Origin of the sequence: Rothia sp. LK2492, assembly GCF_040946345.1 — a bacterium.
Lineage (GTDB): Bacteria > Actinomycetota > Actinomycetes > Actinomycetales > Micrococcaceae > Rothia > Rothia endophytica.
This window is the reverse complement of record NZ_JAYWLX010000002.1, coordinates 118,319-137,718: the sequence shown is the minus strand read 5'-3', so window position 1 is coordinate 137,718 and position 19,400 is coordinate 118,319. Positions and strand designations below refer to the sequence as shown.

Genomic DNA, 19,400 nt, shown 5'->3' with positions numbered 1-19,400 from the left:
CCACTACTTCAAGGAGACGCTCATGAGCTCACCCTACGATTCATCTAACCCCATCGTCGGCATTGTCATGGGCTCTGACTCTGACTGGCCCGTCATGGAAGCCGCAGCCCAGGTGCTCGAAGAATTCGGGATTCCTTACGAAGCTGATGTGGTCTCAGCCCACCGCATGCCTGAGGACATGATTGATTACGGCAAAAAAGCTCACGAACGCGGCATCCGTGTCATCATTGCCGGAGCAGGCGGTGCTGCTCACCTGCCGGGCATGCTGGCTGCAGTGACTCCCCTGCCGGTCATCGGCGTCCCAGTCAAGCTCAAGAGCCTAGAGGGCATGGATTCTCTGCTGTCCATTGTGCAGATGCCCGCCGGAGTGCCCGTGGCTACTGTTTCCATCAACGGTGCCCGTAATGCCGGTCTGCTGGCTCTGCGTATCCTGGGCAGCGGCGATGACAGCTTTGCCCGTCAGGTGCGCTCAGACATGATCGACTTTGCGGCTTCACTGCGCCAGACCGCCATGGACAAGGGCTCAGCCCTGCGCGCTAAAGTCACCGAACGCATCGAGGACGCCGCTGAAGAAGCCGGCGAGCGCCCTGCCCCCGCACGCCCAGCTCCTGATGCATCAGAAAGCGATGCTAAGGCACCCTACGCCCCCTAAAGAATAGCGTCATATTTGTGAAGTGTGCCTCCTCTCAGGGTTTAGCCCCCTTGTGCCGGTGGTACACCCAGGTTCTTTAGCTAATGTGGTGAGGCAGAGTTTTTCTCTGTTAGACAAAGAGCATATTGGTGCTGTTCAGCCCAGGGGAGGCCATCGTGTTAGATCAGCGTGATTCTCAACCCGTTCATCCGATTAGCGGGATGCGTAGTCGTGGTCAGAATCTGGGCGCACCCAATCTGACTGATCCTTTGCATCACCCAGAAGCAGCTTCACCTGCGTTGCGGTCTAAAAGAGCATGGATGTTTCTGTTGCTCACTTTGGTCTTACCCGGTTCTGTTCAACTGATGACCGACCGCAAGGTGGTAGGAAAGCGGGCACTGGCCGTGACTCTCACGGTGTGGGCTTTCATCATTTTTATGCTGGGGCTCTGGCTGATGCGCCGCACCATGGTGCTTTCGCTGTTTACCAATACCTGGTTTCTCTCCGCCTTCGCCCTGCTCCTGCTGGCTCTAGCCGCAGGCTGGGTGTATCTCTTCCTTGATACTCTGCGTGCTATCCGCCCAGGTCTGCTGGCCGGTAAGCACCGCACTCTGGTAACCCTTTGCCTGATTACAGCAATTTTTGTCACCGGTGGTGGCTTGGGCTACGGCGCCTACATCACCTGGGTAGGCAGGGGAGCTCTCGGTTCTATCTTCGCTGACGGCGCGCTGAATGAGAACGAGGGCCGTTACAACATTCTGCTCATGGGAGGGGATGCCGGCGAAGACCGGGTGGGCCGCCGCCCGGATTCTATGACGGTAGTCAGTATTGACGCTTCAACAGGGCAGGCCATCACTATCTCGGTGCCGCGCAACCTGCAGAACGCAATCTTCGAGCAGGGTTCCCCTCTCTGGTCTGTTTACCCAGAGGGCTTCAACTGCGGAGACGAGTGTATTCTCAACGCTCTCTACCCTGATGTCACCGCTAACTACCCAGACCTGTACCCGGAGGCAGAGGATCCTGGCGCTGAAGCTACCATGGATGCGGTATCAGGGGTTTTGGGGATTACGGTTGAGAACTACCTACTGATTGATATGAGCGGTTTTGAGCAACTGGTGGACGCCCTGGGTGGTATCACCATTGATGTGGGAGGTTACGTTCCCATTGGCGGGGGCACCAACGAGCTCACGGGTGAGCCCAACCCCATTGACGGTTACATTAAGCCAGGTGTGCAGAAGCTAGATGGTTTCCACGCTCTCTGGTATGCCCGTTCCCGAGAGGGCGCCTCGGATTACGACCGTCAGGCACGCCAGCGGTGCGTTCAGGCTGCTATGCTCAAGCAGCTTGACCCTGCTAATGTGCTGACCAAATTCGCCGATATCACTGCTGCAGGTGAGCAGGTGGTAGAAACCAATATCCCTCAGAGCGGTCTGTCCCAGCTGGGTGATGTGGCGCTGAAGTCCAAGGACTACGATCTGATTCAGTTCGCCGCTGGGCCGCCCTACTTCAGCGAAGATTTCCCGACCTACCCAGACTTTGATCAGCTCCATGCAGCGGTAGAAAAAATGATTTCTGAGTCGGCCCAGGGCATCGCCCCCACGGCCACCACGGCGCAGGGTGGGTCTTCTGCCTCAGAAATAGCTGACACCGATACAAGCACCATCTCTGACGCTGTGACGGTTGAACCCGTGGCTTTCCGCGCGCAGCTAGCCAGTGAGCTCTCACCCAATGGCACCTGCTCCGTGCCCTAACCGGTAGACTGAACGCCATGAGTAACATTCTGCAGTCAGATATTTGGGCTAAACTTCAGGAACATAATGGGCACACGGTAGTGCGGGGTTCGGGCGAAGGCTGGAACTACATGGCAACCGTTGAAGGTGGCTCAACAGGGCGTTACCTTTACTCTCCCTACGGCCCTGAGGCAGAGAATGCTGCAGCCTTTGATGCGGCCATAGCCGATATGAAGAGAGTTGCTGCCGAGCACAAGTGCTGGTTCATTCGTGTGGAGCCAACTAACGACAGCATCTGGGGCCAGCAGAGCGGCGAATCTTTCTTGGCAGCGCGAGGCTTCAAGCTCTCCCCGCGCCAGATTCAGCCCGGTCACACCCAAATTATTGACTTAACCCTCTCCGAGGATGAACTTCTCAAGGGCATGATTTCCTCCAACCGAAACCTACACCGCAATATCCATAAAAAGGGTGTGACGTTTGAGAAGTCTCAGAACCCCGAAGACGTCAAAATTCTTCTGCACTACCTCAACGAGACCGCAGAGCGCCTTGGCTTTAACCGTCAGCAGGACGACTACCTGATGAACGTGGCTAAGGTCTTGATGCCTGAGGACGCCGCCACTCTCTTTATCGTCAAGGTTGACGGCGAACCCATCGGCGCTTCCCTCTGCTACGACTCAGACGATACCCGCGTCTACGCCCATACTGCAGTTAGCTTTGAGCACCGCAAGCTCAAAGCGGGTAACCCGTTGCTCTCCACCATCATGATGGACGCTAAGGAGAAGGGCCTGAAGTATATGGATCTTTTCGGCATCGCTCCCACTGATGACCCTAACCATGAGTGGGCAGGTTTCACGCAGTTCAAGAAGTCTTTTGGCGGCGAGTCAGTAGCTTTCCCCGGAACCTGGGATCTACCCGTATCATCTCAGGGTTATCGCGCCTACCAGGGTATTCGGGCCGCTCGTGAGGGCCTAGCTCAGGCTAAGAAGCTGGCCCAGACCAAGGTGCTACCGGCCGCACGCAAGACGATGGCCACCGTTCGTACTAAGGTCGGCAAGTAGAACTGAGGTTGACCCACAAAAAACGCCCCAGCCACGTGGCTGGGGCGTTTACGGTACTAGCGGGGCATGATACCGACTACGTTGGTGAGGTAGCGTGAGAGCTTGTGCTCAGCTTCGATGAGTCGCACGGTGCCTGAGAGCGAGCGCATAACCAGCGACTGGGTGGTGACGGTGTCGCGACCATAGCGCACACCGCGGAGCAGTTTGCCGTCGGTGATACCTGTAGCTGCGAAGAAGCAGTTATCGGTAGTTACCAGGTCATCGGTACTCAGCACGGCGTCCAGGTCATGACCAGCATCGAGGGCTTTCTGGCGCTCGGCATCATCTACCGGAGCCAGACGTCCTTGAATGACGCCGCCGGTTGCCTTGATAGCGCAGGCAGCGACAATACCTTCGGGGGTGCCGCCGGTGCCCATCATGAGATCCACACCGGTGCCTTCGCGGCACGCTGCGATGGCACCAGCCACGTCGCCGTCCAGAATCATGCGGGTGCGAGCGCCGGTGGCACGAATATCTTCAACCAGCTTGGCGTGACGTGGGCGGTCGAGCACACAGACGGTGAGCTGATTGATATGTGTGCCTTTAGCTTTAGCCACCAGGTGTAGGTTTTGTTTGACCGGTAGGCGTAGATCCACCATGTCGGCGGCTTCGGGGCCGGTGACCAGTTTTTCCATGTAAAAGACGGCTGAGGGGTCAAACATGGTGCCGCCTTCAGCAACCGCGATGACCGAGAGGGCGTTATCCATGCCCAGGGCGGTGAGGCGGGTACCGTCGATTGGGTCTACCGCAACGTCGAACTTAGCGCCGCTACCATCACCGACTTGCTCACCATTGAAGAGCATAGGGGCTTCGTCTTTTTCGCCTTCACCAATGACCACGGTGCCGTTGAAGTGAACCGTCTTCAGGCGGGCGCGCATGGCATCTACCGCGGCTCCGTCTGCCATGTTTTTGTCTCCAGCACCTACGAACGGGCCGGAGGCGATGGCTGCGGCTTCGGTAGCACGCACTAGTTCTAGGGCTAGGTTACGGTCTGACATGTAGGGTTCGATCATCTTCTCACCTTTGAGTTGTTGCTCCGGGGCACCTTGGCATACTGGTCCCGGTGTGGCTATGTGCCTCTATTTAGCCTACTCTCTTCCAGGCTTTGTTAAGGAACATTTACGGAAGACCCGATGGGGGGGGTGAGGTAGGTCATAGGCAAGAGCTGTCTTCGATTTCTATGCTTTGGTAGGTCATACTAGAAAGCGTGACTTCATCGAACAATACTCCCGATTTCCAGCCCTCAGCGCAGCCTGCCGACGCCCCCGCGTCCTCTGATGCGCAAGGAGGTGAGCAGGTGCTGCCTCAGATTACTGAAAAGCAAGCAAGGCGTATTAACGCTCCGGCGAGAAACATGATTATTTCGATGGTGGTGATGTTGCTACTCATCATCCCCGTGCTCTGGCTAATGCCGCAACCTAACAAGAACCCCTACCAGCCCACCGTAGATGTGCCGGTCGTTGCCTACGAAGCAAGCCGTGAGGCCGGTTACCATGTGGCTGCGGCCGAGCAGGAAGGCTGGCACTACAACTACGCTCGCTGGAACACCGGCGCTGCAGACGGCATCAATTATTGGTCCAGCGGTCAGGTGACCCCCAGCAACCATTTCATCGAGCTGGTCCAGGCTCAGGATGCCAACCCCACCTGGGTTGCGCAACAGGTAGGCAATGCAGTGCCCGAAGCGCAGGTTCAGATGGCGGGGACTGAGTGGGAAGTGCGCTCTCAGGTTGACCCTGATGATAAGAATAAGATCACCACCAACTATATCGGAGAGCTTGAAGGCACCACGGTCATCATGATGGGTGAAGCAGACGCACCCGAATTTGAGTCTCTGGCAGAAGCAACGGTTGCTTACCTGAAGGCTCCGTCTTCTACCTCCTCGCCCACTCCTTCTAGCGGCATTGAATAAAAGTTAGGTGTGTCATACTATTTTTGGAAGCCTAGCTTGCTAGCTTAGACCCTAGAAACACTGCTTCGTAGAGAAGAGAACATTGTGAGCCTGATTGCAACACCGCAGCAAGCTTGGGAGCGACTGTTAGAAGGCAACGAACGCTTCGTGGCCAACACCAGCTCCCACCCCCGCCAGGACGCCGCCCGGCGTGCTGAGCTAGTCAGCGGGCAACACCCTTTTGCCGCTATTCTGGGCTGCGGGGATTCACGTCTAGCCGCCGAAATCATTTTTGATCTGGGCTTGGGAGATGCGTTTGTGGTGCGTACCGCTGGTCAGGTGCTCGATGATGCGGTGCTGGGCTCCCTTGAATACTCAGCAGCTGAACTCGAAATCCCCCTCATCATGGTGCTGGGGCACGACTCCTGCGGCGCAGTCACTGCCACCCGTAATTCACTGATTTCTGGCACCATGCCTCCAGGGTTCATCCGCAACCTCGTCGAAGGCATCTTGCCATCGGTGATCTCCCCCGATCTACCCGATGATGCCACCATTAACGAGATGGTCATTGAACACACCCGCCAGACCGCTGCCCGCATCGCCGAGCAGTCAGCCATCATTCGTGAGGCGGTCGAGGGTGGAACCGTGGCTGTCATTGGCGTCTTCTATCACCTCGCCGACGGTAAGGCCGAGCTGGTCTACTCCAGCTCCCCCAGCATCACCGATTAGTTCTGCGGCCAGGTTTTCCGCCGTCATGTTGCGCTCCAATGCGACAGGCGTCACTGCTTCGTACTAAAATCATGGGTATGGCTGAAAACACTGAATACCGCATTGAACACGACACCATGGGCGAAGTCCGCGTACCGGTAGATGCCCTCTACCGCGCGCAAACCCAGCGTGCCGTGGAAAACTTCCCCATCTCCGGTCAGACACTGGAGTCTGCCCACATCCGTGCACTGGCCCTCATCAAGAAAGCCGCTGCAAAGGCTAACGAAGAACTGGGCGTGCTCGACGCTGAGCGCTCTACCGCTATCCAGAAGGCCGCAGACCTGGTGGCCGCCGGCGAGTACGATGCACACTTCCCCATCGATGTGTTCCAGACCGGTTCTGGCACTTCGTCAAATATGAACACCAACGAGGTACTGGCAACCCTTGCCAACCGCGAGCTTGAAGGCTCCGAGGCTGAGGTGCACCCCAACGACCACGTCAACGCGTCCCAGTCCTCTAACGACGTCTTCCCCACCTCTGTACACGTGGCAGCGACCGAAGCGCTAATCAAAGACCTGGTGCCCGCTCTTGAGTACCTTGCTGAGTCACTTGAGCGCAAGGCTGTGGAGTTCAAGGACGTCGTTAAGTCCGGCCGCACCCACCTGATGGACGCTACCCCCGTGACCCTGGGCCAAGAGTTTGGCGGCTACGCAGCACAGGTACGCTACGGTGTTGAGCGAATCCACGCCTCCCTGCCTCGCATCGCAGAGGTCCCTTTGGGCGGTACCGCTGTTGGGACCGGCATTAACACCCCTGACGGCTTTAGCGCGCGCGTCATTGAACTGCTGGCGGAAGAAACCGGTCTGCCCCTGACCGAGGCGCGCAACCATTTTGAAGCCCAGGCAAACCGTGACGGCCTAATTGAAGCCTCCGGCCAGTTGCGCAACATCGCCTACTCCTTCATGAAAATCAACAATGATATTCGTTGGATGGGTTCAGGGCCCAACACCGGCCTGGGCGAACTGCACATCCCCGATTTGCAGCCCGGCTCCTCGATTATGCCCGGCAAGGTTAACCCCGTGATCTGTGAAGCCGCCATCATGGTAGCGGCCCAGGTCATCGGTAACGACACCACCATCGCCCTTTCCTCCACCAATGGCGCCTTTGAGCTCAACGTGGGCATCCCCGTCATGGCAGCTAACCTCCTGCAATCCATCCGTCTGCTGGCCAACACCTCACGCGTTATGGCTGACAAGATGATTAACGGTCTTGAAGCTAACGTGGAGCGTGCCCGCTTCCTGGCAGAGGCCTCCCCCTCTACCGTGACCCCTATGAATAAGCTGATCGGTTACGAGGCATCAGCCAAGATCGCTAAGTACTCGGTGGCTAATAAGACCACCGTGCGCGAGGCGGTCATTGCCCTGGGCTACGTGGAGCGCGGCGAAGTGACCGAGGCTCAGCTAGACGAGGCCCTGGACGTCACCAAGATGCTGGGCAACTTCTAAACTCTCCCCAGCTTCAACCAGCCCTTCAAGGGAAAGCACGGTGCGCGCCTGCCAAACCACAGCAGATGAGCACCGTGCTTTCTTTTCCGCTAGGCTAGGCTGGCCTCCGACGAGGGTCTTGGGCTAGCACCATCGAATCTTCTTAGACAGCCTCGAAACCAAACCGTGCGCCATCCCGATAGTTGAGGGCAGCGTCAATACGGTCTAACATGCGTTCACCGCAATAGTCAGCGAGCTGTTCTACCGGCACCCAGCGCACCTGGCTGGACTCTTCATCGTTGACGCGCGCTTCGCCCGAAATGTAACGGCAGTAGAAGGTGTGGTCTAAAAACTGACAGCGGTCGCCATTGGTGAACTGCTGAGGAGGGTCAGCCTTAAGCTGGGCAAAGGCAACCACCTCAATCTCCACGTTGGCTTCTTCTTGCGCCTCCCGCAGGCAGGTTAGCGCGGGGTTCTCGCCGGGGTCTACGATGCCGGTGACCGGCGTCCAATTGCCATTATCGGAGCGTCGCACCAGCAAAATATCCCCGCTATCGCGCTGGATGACGGCAGTGGCGCCGGAGAGCCAGAGCAGTTCACTGCCGATTTTCTCTCGCAGGGAGGTAATGAATTCTGGAGTGGGCATGAGCGCGGCTTTCGTAGGATGTAGAGGGTCAGGCGGGGAAGAATACTGCTAGCGCCGTGCCCAGCAGCATGAAAGGACCAAAAGCGATATGAGTCTTGGTGTTAGCGCGGCGGGCCAGGACTAGAGTCAGTGCCCAGAGCCCACCGAATAAGAAGATAAGCACATTACCCCACAGCAGGTTAGTGGGTGAGAAAAAACCCAAGAGCATGCCCAGCACACCGGCGAGCTTAACGTCGCCGAAGCCCAGAGCGCGGCGGGAGGCTAGACGCATCACCCAGTAGAAGCCCGTCATCAGCACCCCACTATAAGCTATCTCGCGGGCATCGTTAAAGGTGTTTGACCCCAGAAAGGCAACAGCAAAGAGAGGCGCTCCCACTCCGGCATACATGGGTAGCACCAGCCGGTCAGGCAGGCGGTGTTCCCTCACATCGATAACCCAGAGCTTCCAGGCAGTGACCAGAAAGTAACCCAGCACCCACACCAGCAGAAGAGCTGAGGCGCCCGCACGCCAGTCCCCGCTCAACCCCCGAGCGGCGAAATCCGCAATGATTGTCAGCATCGGGCCCTAGGAGCCGAAGCGGCGTTGCCGCTGGGCGTAGTCACGTAGAGCGCGCAGAAAGTCAACGCGGCGGAAGTCCGGCCAGAGTGCCTCGCAGAAGTAGAACTCCGAGTAGGCGGACTGCCAGGTCATAAAGCCCGAAAGCCGCTGCTCACCGGAGGTACGAATCAGCAGGTCGGGGTCCGGCATACCGCTGGTGTAAAGATGACGGGAAATATCGTCAATGGTGATGCTCTCAGAGAGCTCTGCCAGGGACGCACCACTGGTAGCAGCCTCTCGCAGAAGGCCACGCACGGCGTCGGCGATTTCCTGGCGGCCGCCATAGCCCACCGCCACATTCACCTGCAGGTCCTGCACGTTTTTGGTCCGGGCAGTTGCACCTTCAAAGGCAGATCTCAGGCTATCTGGCAACGACTCCAGCTGACCCACCGCTCGGATACGAGCCAGCCCAGACTCAGCCAACTGACCAATAAACCCTTCAATAACCTCCACCAAATCGATGAGCTCTTCGCTGCTTCGTTTGAGGTTCTCGGTTGAAAGCATGTAGAGGGTGACCATCGGAATTCTAAGCTCAGTGCACCACCCCAAAAATTCGATAATGCGCGCAGCACCGGCCTGGTGCCCGTGCTTGGTGCTTTGACCCAACAAAGCCGCCCAACGGCGGTTACCGTCCACCAGAACACCGATGTGCTGGGGCAACTTTTCAACGGGCAAGGAGGCCGCCAGCGACCGCTCATACACCGTGTAGAGGGGTTGAGGTAGTTTCATGCTGGCTCCTGACCGATCAGAGAGGTTTTTCACTCCCCTATTCTAGCTCTTTGCCCTGGTGCCGGGCGCTGTCCCATCAGCCTACAGCTCAAGATCACTGCACGTCCCAGCATCTACTTTTCACCAGAATTTATACCTGCCATACTAAATATATGGAAAAGACCACCAACTCACCGTCCTCCGGCCAGCAGGTAGCACCTCATGACCGTTACCACGGGGTCATGGAGCGTCTTAGCGAAACCCAGCACGAAATCATGGAGTTCTACCGTCTCAACGGTAAACCTAAAATGCGCGGCTGGATTCATACGGCCTTCGCACCCGTAGCTTTTGTTGCCGGCATCGTCCTCATCGCCCTTTCAGGGGGCGGACCGCTTGCTCTTGCCTGCGCCGTTTTCGCCCTCACCGGCGTGCTACTCTTTGGTGTCTCGGGCATGTACCACCGTGGCTTCTGGCCAGCTAAAGCGCGAATGCTGCTCAAGCGGCTGGATCACGCGAATATTGCCCTGCTCATTGCTGGCACCTATACCCCCATCGCACTCACTCTGCTGAGCGGAACCAAGCAGGCGGTCCTGCTCTGGACGATCTGGGGGTGTGCACTATCGGTGGTGCTCTTCCGCGTACTCTGGACGGGTGCTCCCCGCTGGCTCTACACCCCGATTTACATAGTGATGGGTCTCTTAGCGGTTTTCTTCCTCGGTGATTTCTGGCAAGTATCACCTGCCGCCATGATCCTGATTGCCACAGGCGGTGCTTTCTATATCGTTGGCGCAATCTTTTACGCCAGCAAGTGGCCGCGCATGTCCCCCTCCATCTTTGGTTTCCACGAACTTTTCCATGCCTGTACCGTAATCGGTTTTATTCTGCATTACATTGCGGTCATGCTGGCAATTTTCGCTGTCTAGTCCAGGAGCATAAGAAAAACCTGGCACCCCATGTGGGGCTGCCAGGTTTCTTTTATGACATTAGGGCACGGTAGCTAGTGCGGGCGGCGCAAATGATCCTGCGCTACCACCGCTTCATCTTTGACAGTGGGGTGCACTTCAGGGGTAGCGGCTTGGGCAGCGGATGCCGCGGCCTCGGCCTTCGCTAGCTCCTCAGCTTCACGGGCAATGGCGTATTCGCTCCGATAGCGCAGACGGCGAGCGCGGCGGGTGAGGTCAAGACCCAGCATCACGATGACCACAGCCAGCACGAAGGTCACTCCGAAACCGATGATCCCGGGAGACCCGCGGAAGGTGCCATCAGGGTTAACCGTGGTGATGACGGTGGGGGTCGCTTCTGCTGCAACGGTGAGGGCTGCAAGGGTCAGAGATGACACGGTGGGGCGTCCTTAGGGTCGTGGAACGTAAAAAGCGCTTAGGCCTGTCTCCCCATTATAGGTGGTGGGGAAGATAGCTTACCCTTCTTAGCGCGCTGCGTAATCAATACCTGCTGCGAAGCAGGTTTCTGGCAGTTGGGAGCTGACTCTGCTGAAAGCAAGTACGTAGTCTTCAAAGGGCCAGATTTGGCTTTGTTCCTGGGGGCTGATAGCAAAGAAGAGGGAGTCGGGGGCAACCTGTGACTGGTGGGCCAGTAGAGCTGCATCTCGCTGGTCAAAGTGGTCTGCCGCAAGGATGCGGGTGGTGGTTTGGTGGCGGGAAACCGGTGGGGTGTGCCCCTTGCCGTCACCTTCCATTGCCTCAGCTACCCAGCGAGCAAACGGTGATTCGTGCCCCTGCTCCACCAGATAGTTGTGAAAAGTCGTCATACGATCAGGGCTGAAGGCAAGGTCGTAATAAATTTTGGAGACTTCCCAGGGCGCCCCGGTTTCGGGGTAGGCGGTGGCGTCTCCAGCTTTCTCGTAGGCCTCCATAGCTACCCGGTGGCTCATAATGTGATCCGGGTGGGGGTAGCCGCCGATCTCATCGTAAGCGAGAATCACGTGGGGCTTGAAGTCCCGCACCAGCCGAATGAGAGGCGCGGCGGCCTGTTCAAGGGGTAGCGTTGCGAAGGAGCCGAAGGGCAAAGGCGGCAGGGGGTCACCTTCAGGAAGACCCGAATCGACAAACCCTACCCAACGGTGCTCTACACCCAGAATTTCAGCGGCCTTTTTCATCTCGGACCGCCGGACTCCCGGTAGGTCGCGGTGAGCTGCCGGGTTGCTATCAACCTCAGCGTTCAAAATATCGCCGCGTTCACCACCTGTCATGGATGCAACCATCACGCGCGCTCCGCGCTGAACATAAGCTGCCATGGATGCGGCGCCCTTAGAGGACTCGTCATCGGGGTGGGCATGCACTGCTAAGATGCGCAAACCGGTGTAGTCCTCCTCAAGCGGAGCAAGGTGCGCGTGATCAAAGAGAGGTTGTGACTGAGGTGTATTCATCATGATGCTTTCGGCGCTAGGAGGTGAATCGGTGAATGAGAAACGGTATCGTGGGAGTGGTGACCCGCTGTTTTGCTGTGCTCAATTCTAGCGAAAGAGCCGAGCACCATAAACCTCAGTATTACCCCGGATGAATGAGCACAATGACCGCACCCACCCTTTCTGACCGCTACGGTCAACGCACCCAACGCAAAAAAATGTCCCCAGCTTTCTGGTATACCCTGGCAGCACTGGGCGTTGCTTTGGGCGTGGCATTTGTCCTTTGGGTACAGACCTCCTCACAGGATAAGCCTACGGCTCGGGACGTCGGATTCACACTGACCAGTGTTAATGAAGTTGATGTCACTTTCGAGGTCAGTAAAAACCCTGAAGACACCGCAGTGTGCGCGCTCAAGGCTCTCAACCCTTCAGGCGCGCCGGTAGGTTGGAAGGAAGTTGCTATTGGTCCCTACGCCGATGAAAACGGCAACGGAATCTCTGTGCAAACCGTAGCTTTACGCACGCTTGGTGAAGCCCATACAGTGACCGTTGATGCCTGTTGGATTCCAGAACAGAAGTAGCTCTTTAGCTCAGGGGGAACATTAGGTCAACGCCTGCCTCTATGGGTAAAATTGGTCACATATATCTCAGGGCGGCACCCAGTTAGCGGGTGCCTCTCTCGCTAGTAGCGGATCTTTCCCAGCCTAGCTGGAAAGCCGCACCCAAGGAGGAAAAATGGCTGAAAACGAAGGCGCCTGGCTCACCCAGGAGGCATATGACCGTCTGCAGGCTGAGCTCGACCACCTTTCTGGCCCCTACCGCCAGGAAATTGTGGAGCGCATCTCAGCTGCCCGTGATGAAGGCGATCTTAAAGAAAATGGCGGCTATCACGCAGCCCGCGAGGAGCAGGGCAAGAACGAAGGCCGTATCGCCCAGCTCAAGCATCTGCTGGACAACGCCCAGGTCTCAGATCAGCCCGTTGCTGATGACGGTATCGTTGAGCCCGGCATGGTCATTGAGGCTGAAATCGGCGGTAAGGCGATAAGCTTCTTGCTCGGCTCTCGCGAAGTTGCTGACTCGCTGGTGGGTGACAGCGAACTGCAGGTTTTCAGTGAAAAGTCACCCATGGGTGCTGCCATCAATGGTCACACGGTTGGTGATGAACTTTCCTACGAAGCACCTAACGGTAAGCAGATTCCCGTTAAGATCATCTCAGCTAAGCCCTTTACCGGCTAAAAGCTCGCAAACAACTAAGGCCCCGATGTCTTCACCCTCACAGGTGGGAGGCGCCGGGGCCTTGTTGTATACCAGGCTGAAAAGCAGATTATTGAACGACGATTGGCTGGTAGCCCTCAGCCTCTAGGGCAACGATGACCTCTTTGCAATGCTCGGCGCCCTTAGTTTCCATGTCGATGGTGATTGAAACATCGCCCATGGACAGGGCACCGCCTAAGCGGGTGTGGTCCACGCCAGTTACGTTGGCGTCGTGTTCAGAGATGATACGGGAGATTGAGGTGAGCTCACCGGGGCGGTCAGTTAGCATCAGTTTGATGGTCATGAATCTACCTGCCGCTGATAGACCGCGCTGGATGACCTTGAGCATCAGCATGGGGTCAATGTTACCGCCCGAAAGCAGACACACAGTGGTGCCCAAATCACCGTACTTCTCGGTCAATGAACCGCTCATGAGGGCAGCAACCGGTACAGAACCCGCAGGTTCAACTACCAGCTTGTTGCGTTCAAGAAGGAAGATGAGTGCCCGGGCGATATCGTCTTCAGAGACGGTATGAACATCGTCCACCAGGGATTTGATGATGGTAAAGGGCAACTGACCTGGACGGCCAACCGCGATACCGTCAGCGATGGTTGAGACCTTTTTGAGGGGTACTAGGGCATCCGCTGCCAGTGAGGGCGGGTAGGCAGCAGCGTGTTCTGCTTGCACACCGATAATACGGATTTTTTTGCCCAGTTCCTTCTCCTTGGCACGTACCGCCACAGAAAGACCGGCCAGTAGCCCGCCCCCGCCTACACCAACCAGGATAGTATCTACGTCAGAGACCTGGTCGAGAATCTCAAGACCCAGGGTTCCTTGACCAGCGATGATGTCCTCGTTGTCGAAGGGATGCACAAAAATCGCGCCGGTCTGCTGGGCATACTGCTTGGCTTCTGCGAGAGCATCGTCCACAGTGTTGCCGTGCAAAATTACCTCAGCGCCATGGCTGCGAGTTGCAGCGATTTTAGGCAGGGCTGCACCGCGCGGCATATAAATTCGGGCTTCAATCCCCAGGCGGGAGGCCGCGAGGGCTACACCCTGGGCGTGGTTGCCCGCTGACGCTGCTACGACACCCAGCGCTTTCTCAGCGTCACTGAGCTGCGCCATACGGACGTAGGCCCCACGTACCTTGAAAGAACCGGATCGTTGCAGGTTCTCACATTTGAGAAAGACCTCGGTCCCCAGAATCTCACTAAGCGCACGGGAGTGAGCCACAGGGGTGCGCTCAATAACGCCTTCGAGCAGGTCGGCGGCGTTTTGGATATCTGCAAGCTGAACGGGCAGTTCTTCCACTGATGTCTACCTTTGTATTGTGGGCTGGTTGCTAACGGGCTGCTGAAGAATCGGGGGCGGTGGAGGTCTCAACCGCTTCTGCAGTAGCTTCCTGTTGCTTCTCTATTTCCTTCTTGCGTTCTAAGCGTTCCTTAACTTTTTCAGCAATCGCTTTTTTGGTGCGGCGTTTTATTTCGTGCGGGTAGAGGAACTCACTCTGCCTAATATCGGGGTCACTCTCCCACTCTCGTCCAGCAAGGTATCTCACTACCGTGTTGACGACTGCAAGCACAGGCACAGCAAAGAGGGCGCCAACAATACCGTAAAGGGTTGAGCCAGCAATGACCACGATAACGACAGCGAGCGGGTGCAGAGCGACAGCCTTACCCATGACCAGGGGCTGAAGAATATTAGATTCAATCTGCTGCACGATCAGCACCATCATCAGCATGATAAGAGCGTTGACAGGTCCGTTAGCTACCAGAGCGAGCAGTACCGCGATAGCACCGGTCAGAAGTGCACCAACCACGGGAATAAAGGAACCCAGGAAAACCAGGACGCCCAGGGGGAAGGCCAGCGGCACGCCCAAGAAGAAGGCTGAGAGACCAATACCTACGGCGTCCACCGCCGCGACGAAGACCTGTACGCGCACGTAGCTGACCAGTGACTTCCACCCACGACGGCCAGCTCCGTTGACGGCAAGGCGTGAACGGCGTGGGAAAAGCTTAACGATGAAAAGCCAGATACGCTCACCTTCCATGAGGAAGAAGATGAGGGTAAAGAGAACGATGACGGTGCCGGTGCCAATATCAGCGGCGGTTGAGCCCACACTGGCGACACCGCTGATGATGCTGGATGTGTTGTTCTGGATTGCCTCGGTAAGCTGGCTAATATAGCCATCAATACGGTCGGCACCTAGCTCAATGGGAAGGTTGTTGAGCATCGCGACCAACTGATTCCAGCCCTCTGCCACCTGATCAGACAGGGAGGAGAACCCAGCGGTAAGTTGCTGACCAACAAGCGTTAGCAGGCCGATGACGCCAGCAATAAGACCGATTTCGGTGATAGCTGTTGCGATACCTGCATGAATTTTGTTTTTCCGCAGGAAGTAAACGACAGGGGACACGAGCCCTGCCAAAAGCGCGGCAATCATGATAGAAATGACGATCAGCGAAATCTTGGAGAACATCCAGTAGAGCGCAGCTGCGGCGATACCCACCACGAGTAGACGCCAAGACCAGCCAGCCGCTATTTTAAGCGCGGGTGAAACATAGTGGGCAGAGGACTCTTGGGTGTCTCTGCTTCTGGTGTTGGGGACTTGTACACTCATATTTTTATCTTCCCACGATTATCTCGTGCTTGTTCTAGCTATCTCATATACCGGCGATAAGGGAATTTGTACGCGAGAAGGGGAGGGATGCTTAACGCTTCTCCCTCCCCCTTCCGGTACCGGATGATGGTTTAGTTATCTGCCATGGATCGCACGAAGTAAACGACGCGCAGAATCTCGATGTAGAGCCACACGAGGGTGACAATCAGACCGAAGGCAAGACGCCAGGATTCGCGCTCAGGCTGACCCATCTTCACTGCTTCACTGACGTTGGTGAAGTCAAGCAGCAGCGAGTAGGTCGCCAGTAGCACGGCGAAGAGACCGATGATGAGACCCAGGGGGATACCCATGATGGTGATGTCGCTACGCATATCGAAACCAAAGAAGAGTGCTGAGCCCAGATTGATGAGAGCGAAAACTAGGTAAGAGATCGTCGCAATCATGAAGAAGCGGGTCATCTTAGCGGTGGCACGAATTTTGCCTGAAGAGTAAAGAGTCAGCACCGTGGCAAAGACAATGAGGGTTGCTAGAACAGCCTGGACCACGATACCGGGGTACATGGTTTCGAAGAGACCAGAGATACCGCCTACGAGCAGACCCTGCGCAAAGGAGTAGGCCATGACCAGGGCAGGTGAGACCTTTTTCTTCACTGCGTTGGTTATGCCCAGCGCCAGGCCGGCAATCATGCCAACAAACATCAGAGCAGGGAATGCCCACCCAATGACCGCGCCCAGCACAACGATACCGAGGTTCAGACCGGTCTTGACGATGACATCGTTAATGGTCAAACGGTTGGTATCCGCGGGCCCCGCGGTACCAGCGCCGTACATCTGGTTCAGCTCGTCTGCAGTCGGTTGAGCGTGCTGCTGCTGACCGTAGGGGTTCTGCCCATACTGAGGCTGCTGGTAGTTACCGTAGGTCTGCTGACCGTAGGGGTGAGCGGTTGAGGTGCCGCCAGCACCAAACTGACCAAAGCGGGGATCACCCTTTGGCTTAGTCATACTGTTGAGAAGTGGGTTACCTGCCACGGCTGTGTTCTCCTAATGGTAGTCGTGGAAACGTTACCTGTTAGCCTACCGAAAAGTGTGCTTCTTTGCTGGGTATTTTTCTCTGGGCTATACACTCCCCAGGCAATTTTCAGGCTAAGGGGCAGTAAGCGTCGCTTCGATATGATCTAGCACCGCGCCGTCCTGGTTGCTACCAATACTAAAATCTGCTTCAGGTAGAAGACGTGGATCACTTTCTTCCATAGCGATGGCGGTGGCGGCGTACTGGAACATTTCAAGGTCATTCCCTGAGTCCCCATAGGCTATGGTTTGGCTCTGTGGAATGCTCAAATGATTAGCTAGCCATGCCAGACCACGGCCTTTATGATTGCCGGTAAGAATCAGGTCAATCGCCCCAAAACCAGATGAGGTAGGAGTAACGCCCTCAGGCAGGGTCTGATGCAGCATACTCATCGTCTCATAAACATCAGCAGAAGAATCGGTGTTGAGGGCAACCTTAACTACGGTGTCCTTAATGGCTTGTACATCGTCAATTGCCTCAACGTTGGGGTAGAAGGGACGAATCACGGTGAGAGGGTCAGCGGGATCATAACCGGGTATTTCCATGCCACTAGCAGAGAGGTATGAGTGAACGATTGCCGAAATGGTGTCAAGGCGGTCTGCTGGGATATACGAATGGTGACGGCAAGAAACAATAATGCCTAGCTTGAGGTGTTGCTGCAAAGCCTCCAGGGTGTCATGCACCAGTTGGGGGCTAAAACCCCAGAGGGCCAAATCTCTACCCTGGTTATGGATGATGGCACCGTTTTCTGCGATGTAGTGCAAGTTGGCGTGATGCTCGTGCCCTGCCAGGTACTCATCAACCTTGGGCATCTGATTTCCAGTGGCAATCGCCAAGTGCGACCCCTCCGCAGCCATCAGCTCAAGAACGCGGTCCAATTGCTCATGGTTATACGTTTTAGTATCGGTGAGAAGGGTACCGTCAAGGTCTACGGCAAAGAGGCGCGGGCTAGTCATGCTGGGCTTTCAGTTACATACGAAAAGGGTAAGAGGTACTTGCTATACAAAAGACCCGATGCTAGTAGCACCGGGTCTCAGTGTTGTGCCCCTACTGGGACTCGAACCCAGAACACAAGGATTTTAAGTCCTCTGCCTCTGCCAATTGGGCTATAGGGGCGCACAGGGCCCGCACGCACAATGCGGGCACCCATTATTTATACCAGAAAAAGGTTAGAGACGTGGCTTCTCTTTTTCAGGTGCGGTACCGGTTGCTTCCTGGAAAGCGCGGCGGGGTGAACGCTGGTGGCGGATGTGGGAGGTATCTCGACCGAAGATCTGGTTGAGAGCCCAGATTGCCATGACGCGTGCGGTGCGCTCGGTGGTGGGGATTGCGGTACCGTGGTAGCCGCGGTGCATGATCCAAGCCAGGGGGCCGCCGATGGTCTTGCCCTTGAAGTTAGCAACGCCCTTCCACAGACCCAGACCAGCAACAACGCCGATGGTCTCGTGGTAGTAGTCGGTCAGTGACTCACCGCGGCGGTTAGCCAGCAGGTTTTCAGCCAGCTTAACTGCCTGACGTGAGGCGTGCTGAGCGTTAGGTACGCAGAAGCCACCCACGCCGCCACCGGTGAGGTCGGGAACAGCAGCGTTATCGCCTGCAGCCCAAGCGCCTTCGATAACACCCTCGTCGCCGGTGATGCGAAGGTCAGCACCTACACGCACACGACCGCGCTCATCGATGGGGAAATCGGTGTTCTTGAGCATGGGAGAGGCTGCGACACCTGCAGTCCAGATGAGGGTGTCGGTATCCAGTTCACCGGCAGGTGACTTGTCGCCCATGTTGATGAGCTGCAGGTGACCGTCGGTTGCATCTGACAGTGAGGTGTTGAGCAGAACTTCGATGCCGCGGCCGCGTAGTTCAGCAACAACCTTCTCAGCACGATCTGCGGGGACCTCGGGCATGATGCGGGGGGCAGCTTCAACCATGACGAAGCGGATGTCAGAAACGCGCAAGCGCTCATTACGGTTGACAGCTTCGCGAGCCATATCTTCGAGTTCTGAGATGGTCTCAACACCAGCGAAACCGCCACCAACGACGACGAAAGTCAGGGCGCGACGGCGGGCGTCCTCATCAATTTCAAGAGAAGCAACTTCGATGCGTTCCAGTACCCAGTTGCGAACAGAAACAGCTTCTTCAATGGTCTTCATACCGATGGCAACTTCTGCCAGGCCGGGGATGGGGAAGGCACGGGTTACTGAACCAGCACCGATAACGATTTCATCGTAGGTCAGTTCAAAGTTCTCGCCAGCGTTGATGGGTTCAATGGTGGCGGTCTTGGTGGCGTGGTTGATAGCTACAACGCGTCCGCCAATGATTTCGGAGTCGCGCAGATGCTGACGCAGTGGAACGGTTGCGTTACGGCCTTCCATGGAACCAGCAGCTACTTCGGGAAGGAAGGGCTGGTAGGTCATGTAGGGGTTGGGGTCTACAACGGTGACAACGCCACCGGATTCCTTAATAACCTTCTGAATCTTCTGAGCGACGGTGAAGCCGACGTAGCCGCCACCGACGATGAGAACGCGAGGGCGGTCCTGTGCAATCTTATTGAAAGCCATTGAGTTTGCTACTTCCTGTTGGTTGTTTGCCGGTGTACGGCAAAAAA

General features: G+C 56.5%; 20 protein-coding genes and 1 tRNA gene. 9 read left to right on the top strand and 12 right to left on the bottom strand.

What is annotated here, in order from left to right:
- Positions 1–22 precede the first annotated feature (22 nt).
- From purE to VVR27_RS02810, 3 genes are all read left to right on the top strand, one after another.
- Positions 23–652: a 5-(carboxyamino)imidazole ribonucleotide mutase gene (purE, locus tag VVR27_RS02820; RefSeq protein ID WP_251380667.1), complete on the top strand. Its 630-nt coding sequence runs from the start codon at positions 23–25 to the stop codon at positions 650–652.
- Between the two features lie 299 nt (positions 653–951).
- Positions 952–2,382, top strand: coding sequence for an LCP family protein (locus tag VVR27_RS02815; protein WP_368546980.1), 1,431 nt, complete (start codon positions 952–954; stop codon positions 2,380–2,382).
- A 17-nt stretch (positions 2,383–2,399) separates the two neighbouring features.
- Positions 2,400–3,419, top strand: a complete 1,020-nt coding sequence (locus VVR27_RS02810; RefSeq protein WP_368546979.1) for a lipid II:glycine glycyltransferase FemX — start codon at positions 2,400–2,402, stop codon at positions 3,417–3,419.
- A gap of 56 nt (positions 3,420–3,475) precedes the next feature.
- Here VVR27_RS02810 and glpX read toward each other — a convergent pair whose 3' ends face one another.
- On the bottom strand, positions 3,476–4,471 hold the full coding sequence (gene glpX / locus VVR27_RS02805; protein ID WP_346924153.1) for a class II fructose-bisphosphatase: 996 nt from the start codon (positions 4,469–4,471) through the stop codon (positions 3,476–3,478).
- 194 nt (positions 4,472–4,665) lie between these two features.
- Between glpX and VVR27_RS02800 the strand changes: the two genes are divergently transcribed.
- The 3 genes from VVR27_RS02800 to VVR27_RS02790 all read left to right on the top strand — a co-directional run bounded on the left by VVR27_RS02800 (position 4,666) and on the right by VVR27_RS02790 (position 7,559).
- Positions 4,666–5,367, top strand: a complete 702-nt coding sequence (locus VVR27_RS02800) for a DUF4245 domain-containing protein (RefSeq protein WP_368546978.1) — start codon at positions 4,666–4,668, stop codon at positions 5,365–5,367.
- 84 nt (positions 5,368–5,451) lie between these two features.
- Entirely contained in the window at positions 5,452–6,075 is a 624-nt protein-coding gene (locus tag VVR27_RS02795) for a carbonic anhydrase (RefSeq protein ID WP_368546977.1), read from the top strand.
- A 77-nt stretch (positions 6,076–6,152) separates the two neighbouring features.
- Positions 6,153–7,559, top strand: coding sequence for a class II fumarate hydratase (locus tag VVR27_RS02790; RefSeq protein ID WP_368546976.1), 1,407 nt, complete (start codon positions 6,153–6,155; stop codon positions 7,557–7,559).
- 142 nt (positions 7,560–7,701) lie between these two features.
- On the opposite strand, the gene VVR27_RS02785 is transcribed toward VVR27_RS02790, so the two are convergent.
- From VVR27_RS02785 to VVR27_RS02775, 3 genes are read right to left on the bottom strand one after another with little or no spacing between them, the layout of a single operon-like run.
- On the bottom strand, positions 7,702–8,184 hold the full coding sequence (locus VVR27_RS02785) for an NUDIX domain-containing protein (RefSeq protein ID WP_346873427.1): 483 nt from the start codon (positions 8,182–8,184) through the stop codon (positions 7,702–7,704).
- Positions 8,185–8,212: 28 nt separating this feature from the next.
- Positions 8,213–8,743: a prepilin peptidase gene (locus tag VVR27_RS02780; protein ID WP_368546975.1), complete on the bottom strand. Its 531-nt coding sequence runs from the start codon at positions 8,741–8,743 to the stop codon at positions 8,213–8,215.
- 6 nt (positions 8,744–8,749) lie between these two features.
- Positions 8,750–9,511 (bottom strand): isoprenyl transferase, encoded by a 762-nt coding sequence (locus VVR27_RS02775; RefSeq protein WP_368546974.1) that lies wholly within the window; start codon positions 9,509–9,511, stop codon positions 8,750–8,752.
- A gap of 152 nt (positions 9,512–9,663) precedes the next feature.
- Between VVR27_RS02775 and trhA the strand changes: the two genes are divergently transcribed.
- Entirely contained in the window at positions 9,664–10,413 is a 750-nt protein-coding gene (gene trhA, locus VVR27_RS02770; RefSeq protein WP_368546973.1) for a PAQR family membrane homeostasis protein TrhA, read from the top strand.
- A gap of 74 nt (positions 10,414–10,487) precedes the next feature.
- Here the strand turns inward: trhA and VVR27_RS02765 are convergent, their stop codons facing one another.
- Positions 10,488–10,829, bottom strand: a complete 342-nt coding sequence (locus VVR27_RS02765; RefSeq protein ID WP_368546972.1) for a hypothetical protein — start codon at positions 10,827–10,829, stop codon at positions 10,488–10,490.
- Positions 10,830–10,916: 87 nt separating this feature from the next.
- Entirely contained in the window at positions 10,917–11,876 is a 960-nt protein-coding gene (gene mca, locus VVR27_RS02760) for a mycothiol conjugate amidase Mca (protein WP_368547155.1), read from the bottom strand.
- Positions 11,877–12,010: 134 nt separating this feature from the next.
- Here mca and VVR27_RS02755 point away from each other — a divergent pair, with 134 nt between their 5' ends.
- Together VVR27_RS02755 and greA are read left to right on the top strand one after the other, a co-directional pair.
- Positions 12,011–12,436 carry a DUF4307 domain-containing protein gene (locus VVR27_RS02755; RefSeq protein ID WP_368546971.1) on the top strand — a complete coding sequence of 142 codons (426 nt, stop codon included), beginning with the start codon at positions 12,011–12,013 and terminating at the stop codon, positions 12,434–12,436.
- A gap of 154 nt (positions 12,437–12,590) precedes the next feature.
- Positions 12,591–13,091 carry a transcription elongation factor GreA gene (gene greA / locus VVR27_RS02750; RefSeq protein WP_368546970.1) on the top strand — a complete coding sequence of 167 codons (501 nt, stop codon included), beginning with the start codon at positions 12,591–12,593 and terminating at the stop codon, positions 13,089–13,091.
- Positions 13,092–13,179: 88 nt separating this feature from the next.
- Here the strand turns inward: greA and ilvA are convergent, their stop codons facing one another.
- The 6 genes from ilvA to VVR27_RS02720 all read right to left on the bottom strand — a co-directional run bounded on the left by ilvA (position 13,180) and on the right by VVR27_RS02720 (position 19,353).
- Complete coding sequence (gene ilvA, locus VVR27_RS02745; protein ID WP_368546969.1) at positions 13,180–14,421, bottom strand: threonine ammonia-lyase; 1,242 nt, start codon at positions 14,419–14,421, stop codon at positions 13,180–13,182.
- A 31-nt stretch (positions 14,422–14,452) separates the two neighbouring features.
- The gene (locus VVR27_RS02740) at positions 14,453–15,730 is read right to left on the bottom strand and encodes an AI-2E family transporter (protein ID WP_368546968.1); all 1,278 of its coding nucleotides are present in this window, start codon (positions 15,728–15,730) and stop codon (positions 14,453–14,455) included.
- Between the two features lie 131 nt (positions 15,731–15,861).
- Positions 15,862–16,731: a Bax inhibitor-1/YccA family protein gene (locus VVR27_RS02735; protein WP_368546967.1), complete on the bottom strand. Its 870-nt coding sequence runs from the start codon at positions 16,729–16,731 to the stop codon at positions 15,862–15,864.
- Between the two features lie 141 nt (positions 16,732–16,872).
- A complete protein-coding gene (locus VVR27_RS02730; RefSeq protein ID WP_368546966.1) occupies positions 16,873–17,754 on the bottom strand; it encodes an HAD hydrolase family protein in 882 nt (293 codons plus the stop codon).
- An 86-nt stretch (positions 17,755–17,840) separates the two neighbouring features.
- Positions 17,841–17,914, bottom strand: a tRNA-Leu gene (locus VVR27_RS02725).
- A 53-nt stretch (positions 17,915–17,967) separates the two neighbouring features.
- Positions 17,968–19,353 (bottom strand): NAD(P)/FAD-dependent oxidoreductase, encoded by a 1,386-nt coding sequence (locus VVR27_RS02720; protein WP_368546965.1) that lies wholly within the window; start codon positions 19,351–19,353, stop codon positions 17,968–17,970.
- Between the last annotated feature and the right edge of the window lie 47 nt (positions 19,354–19,400).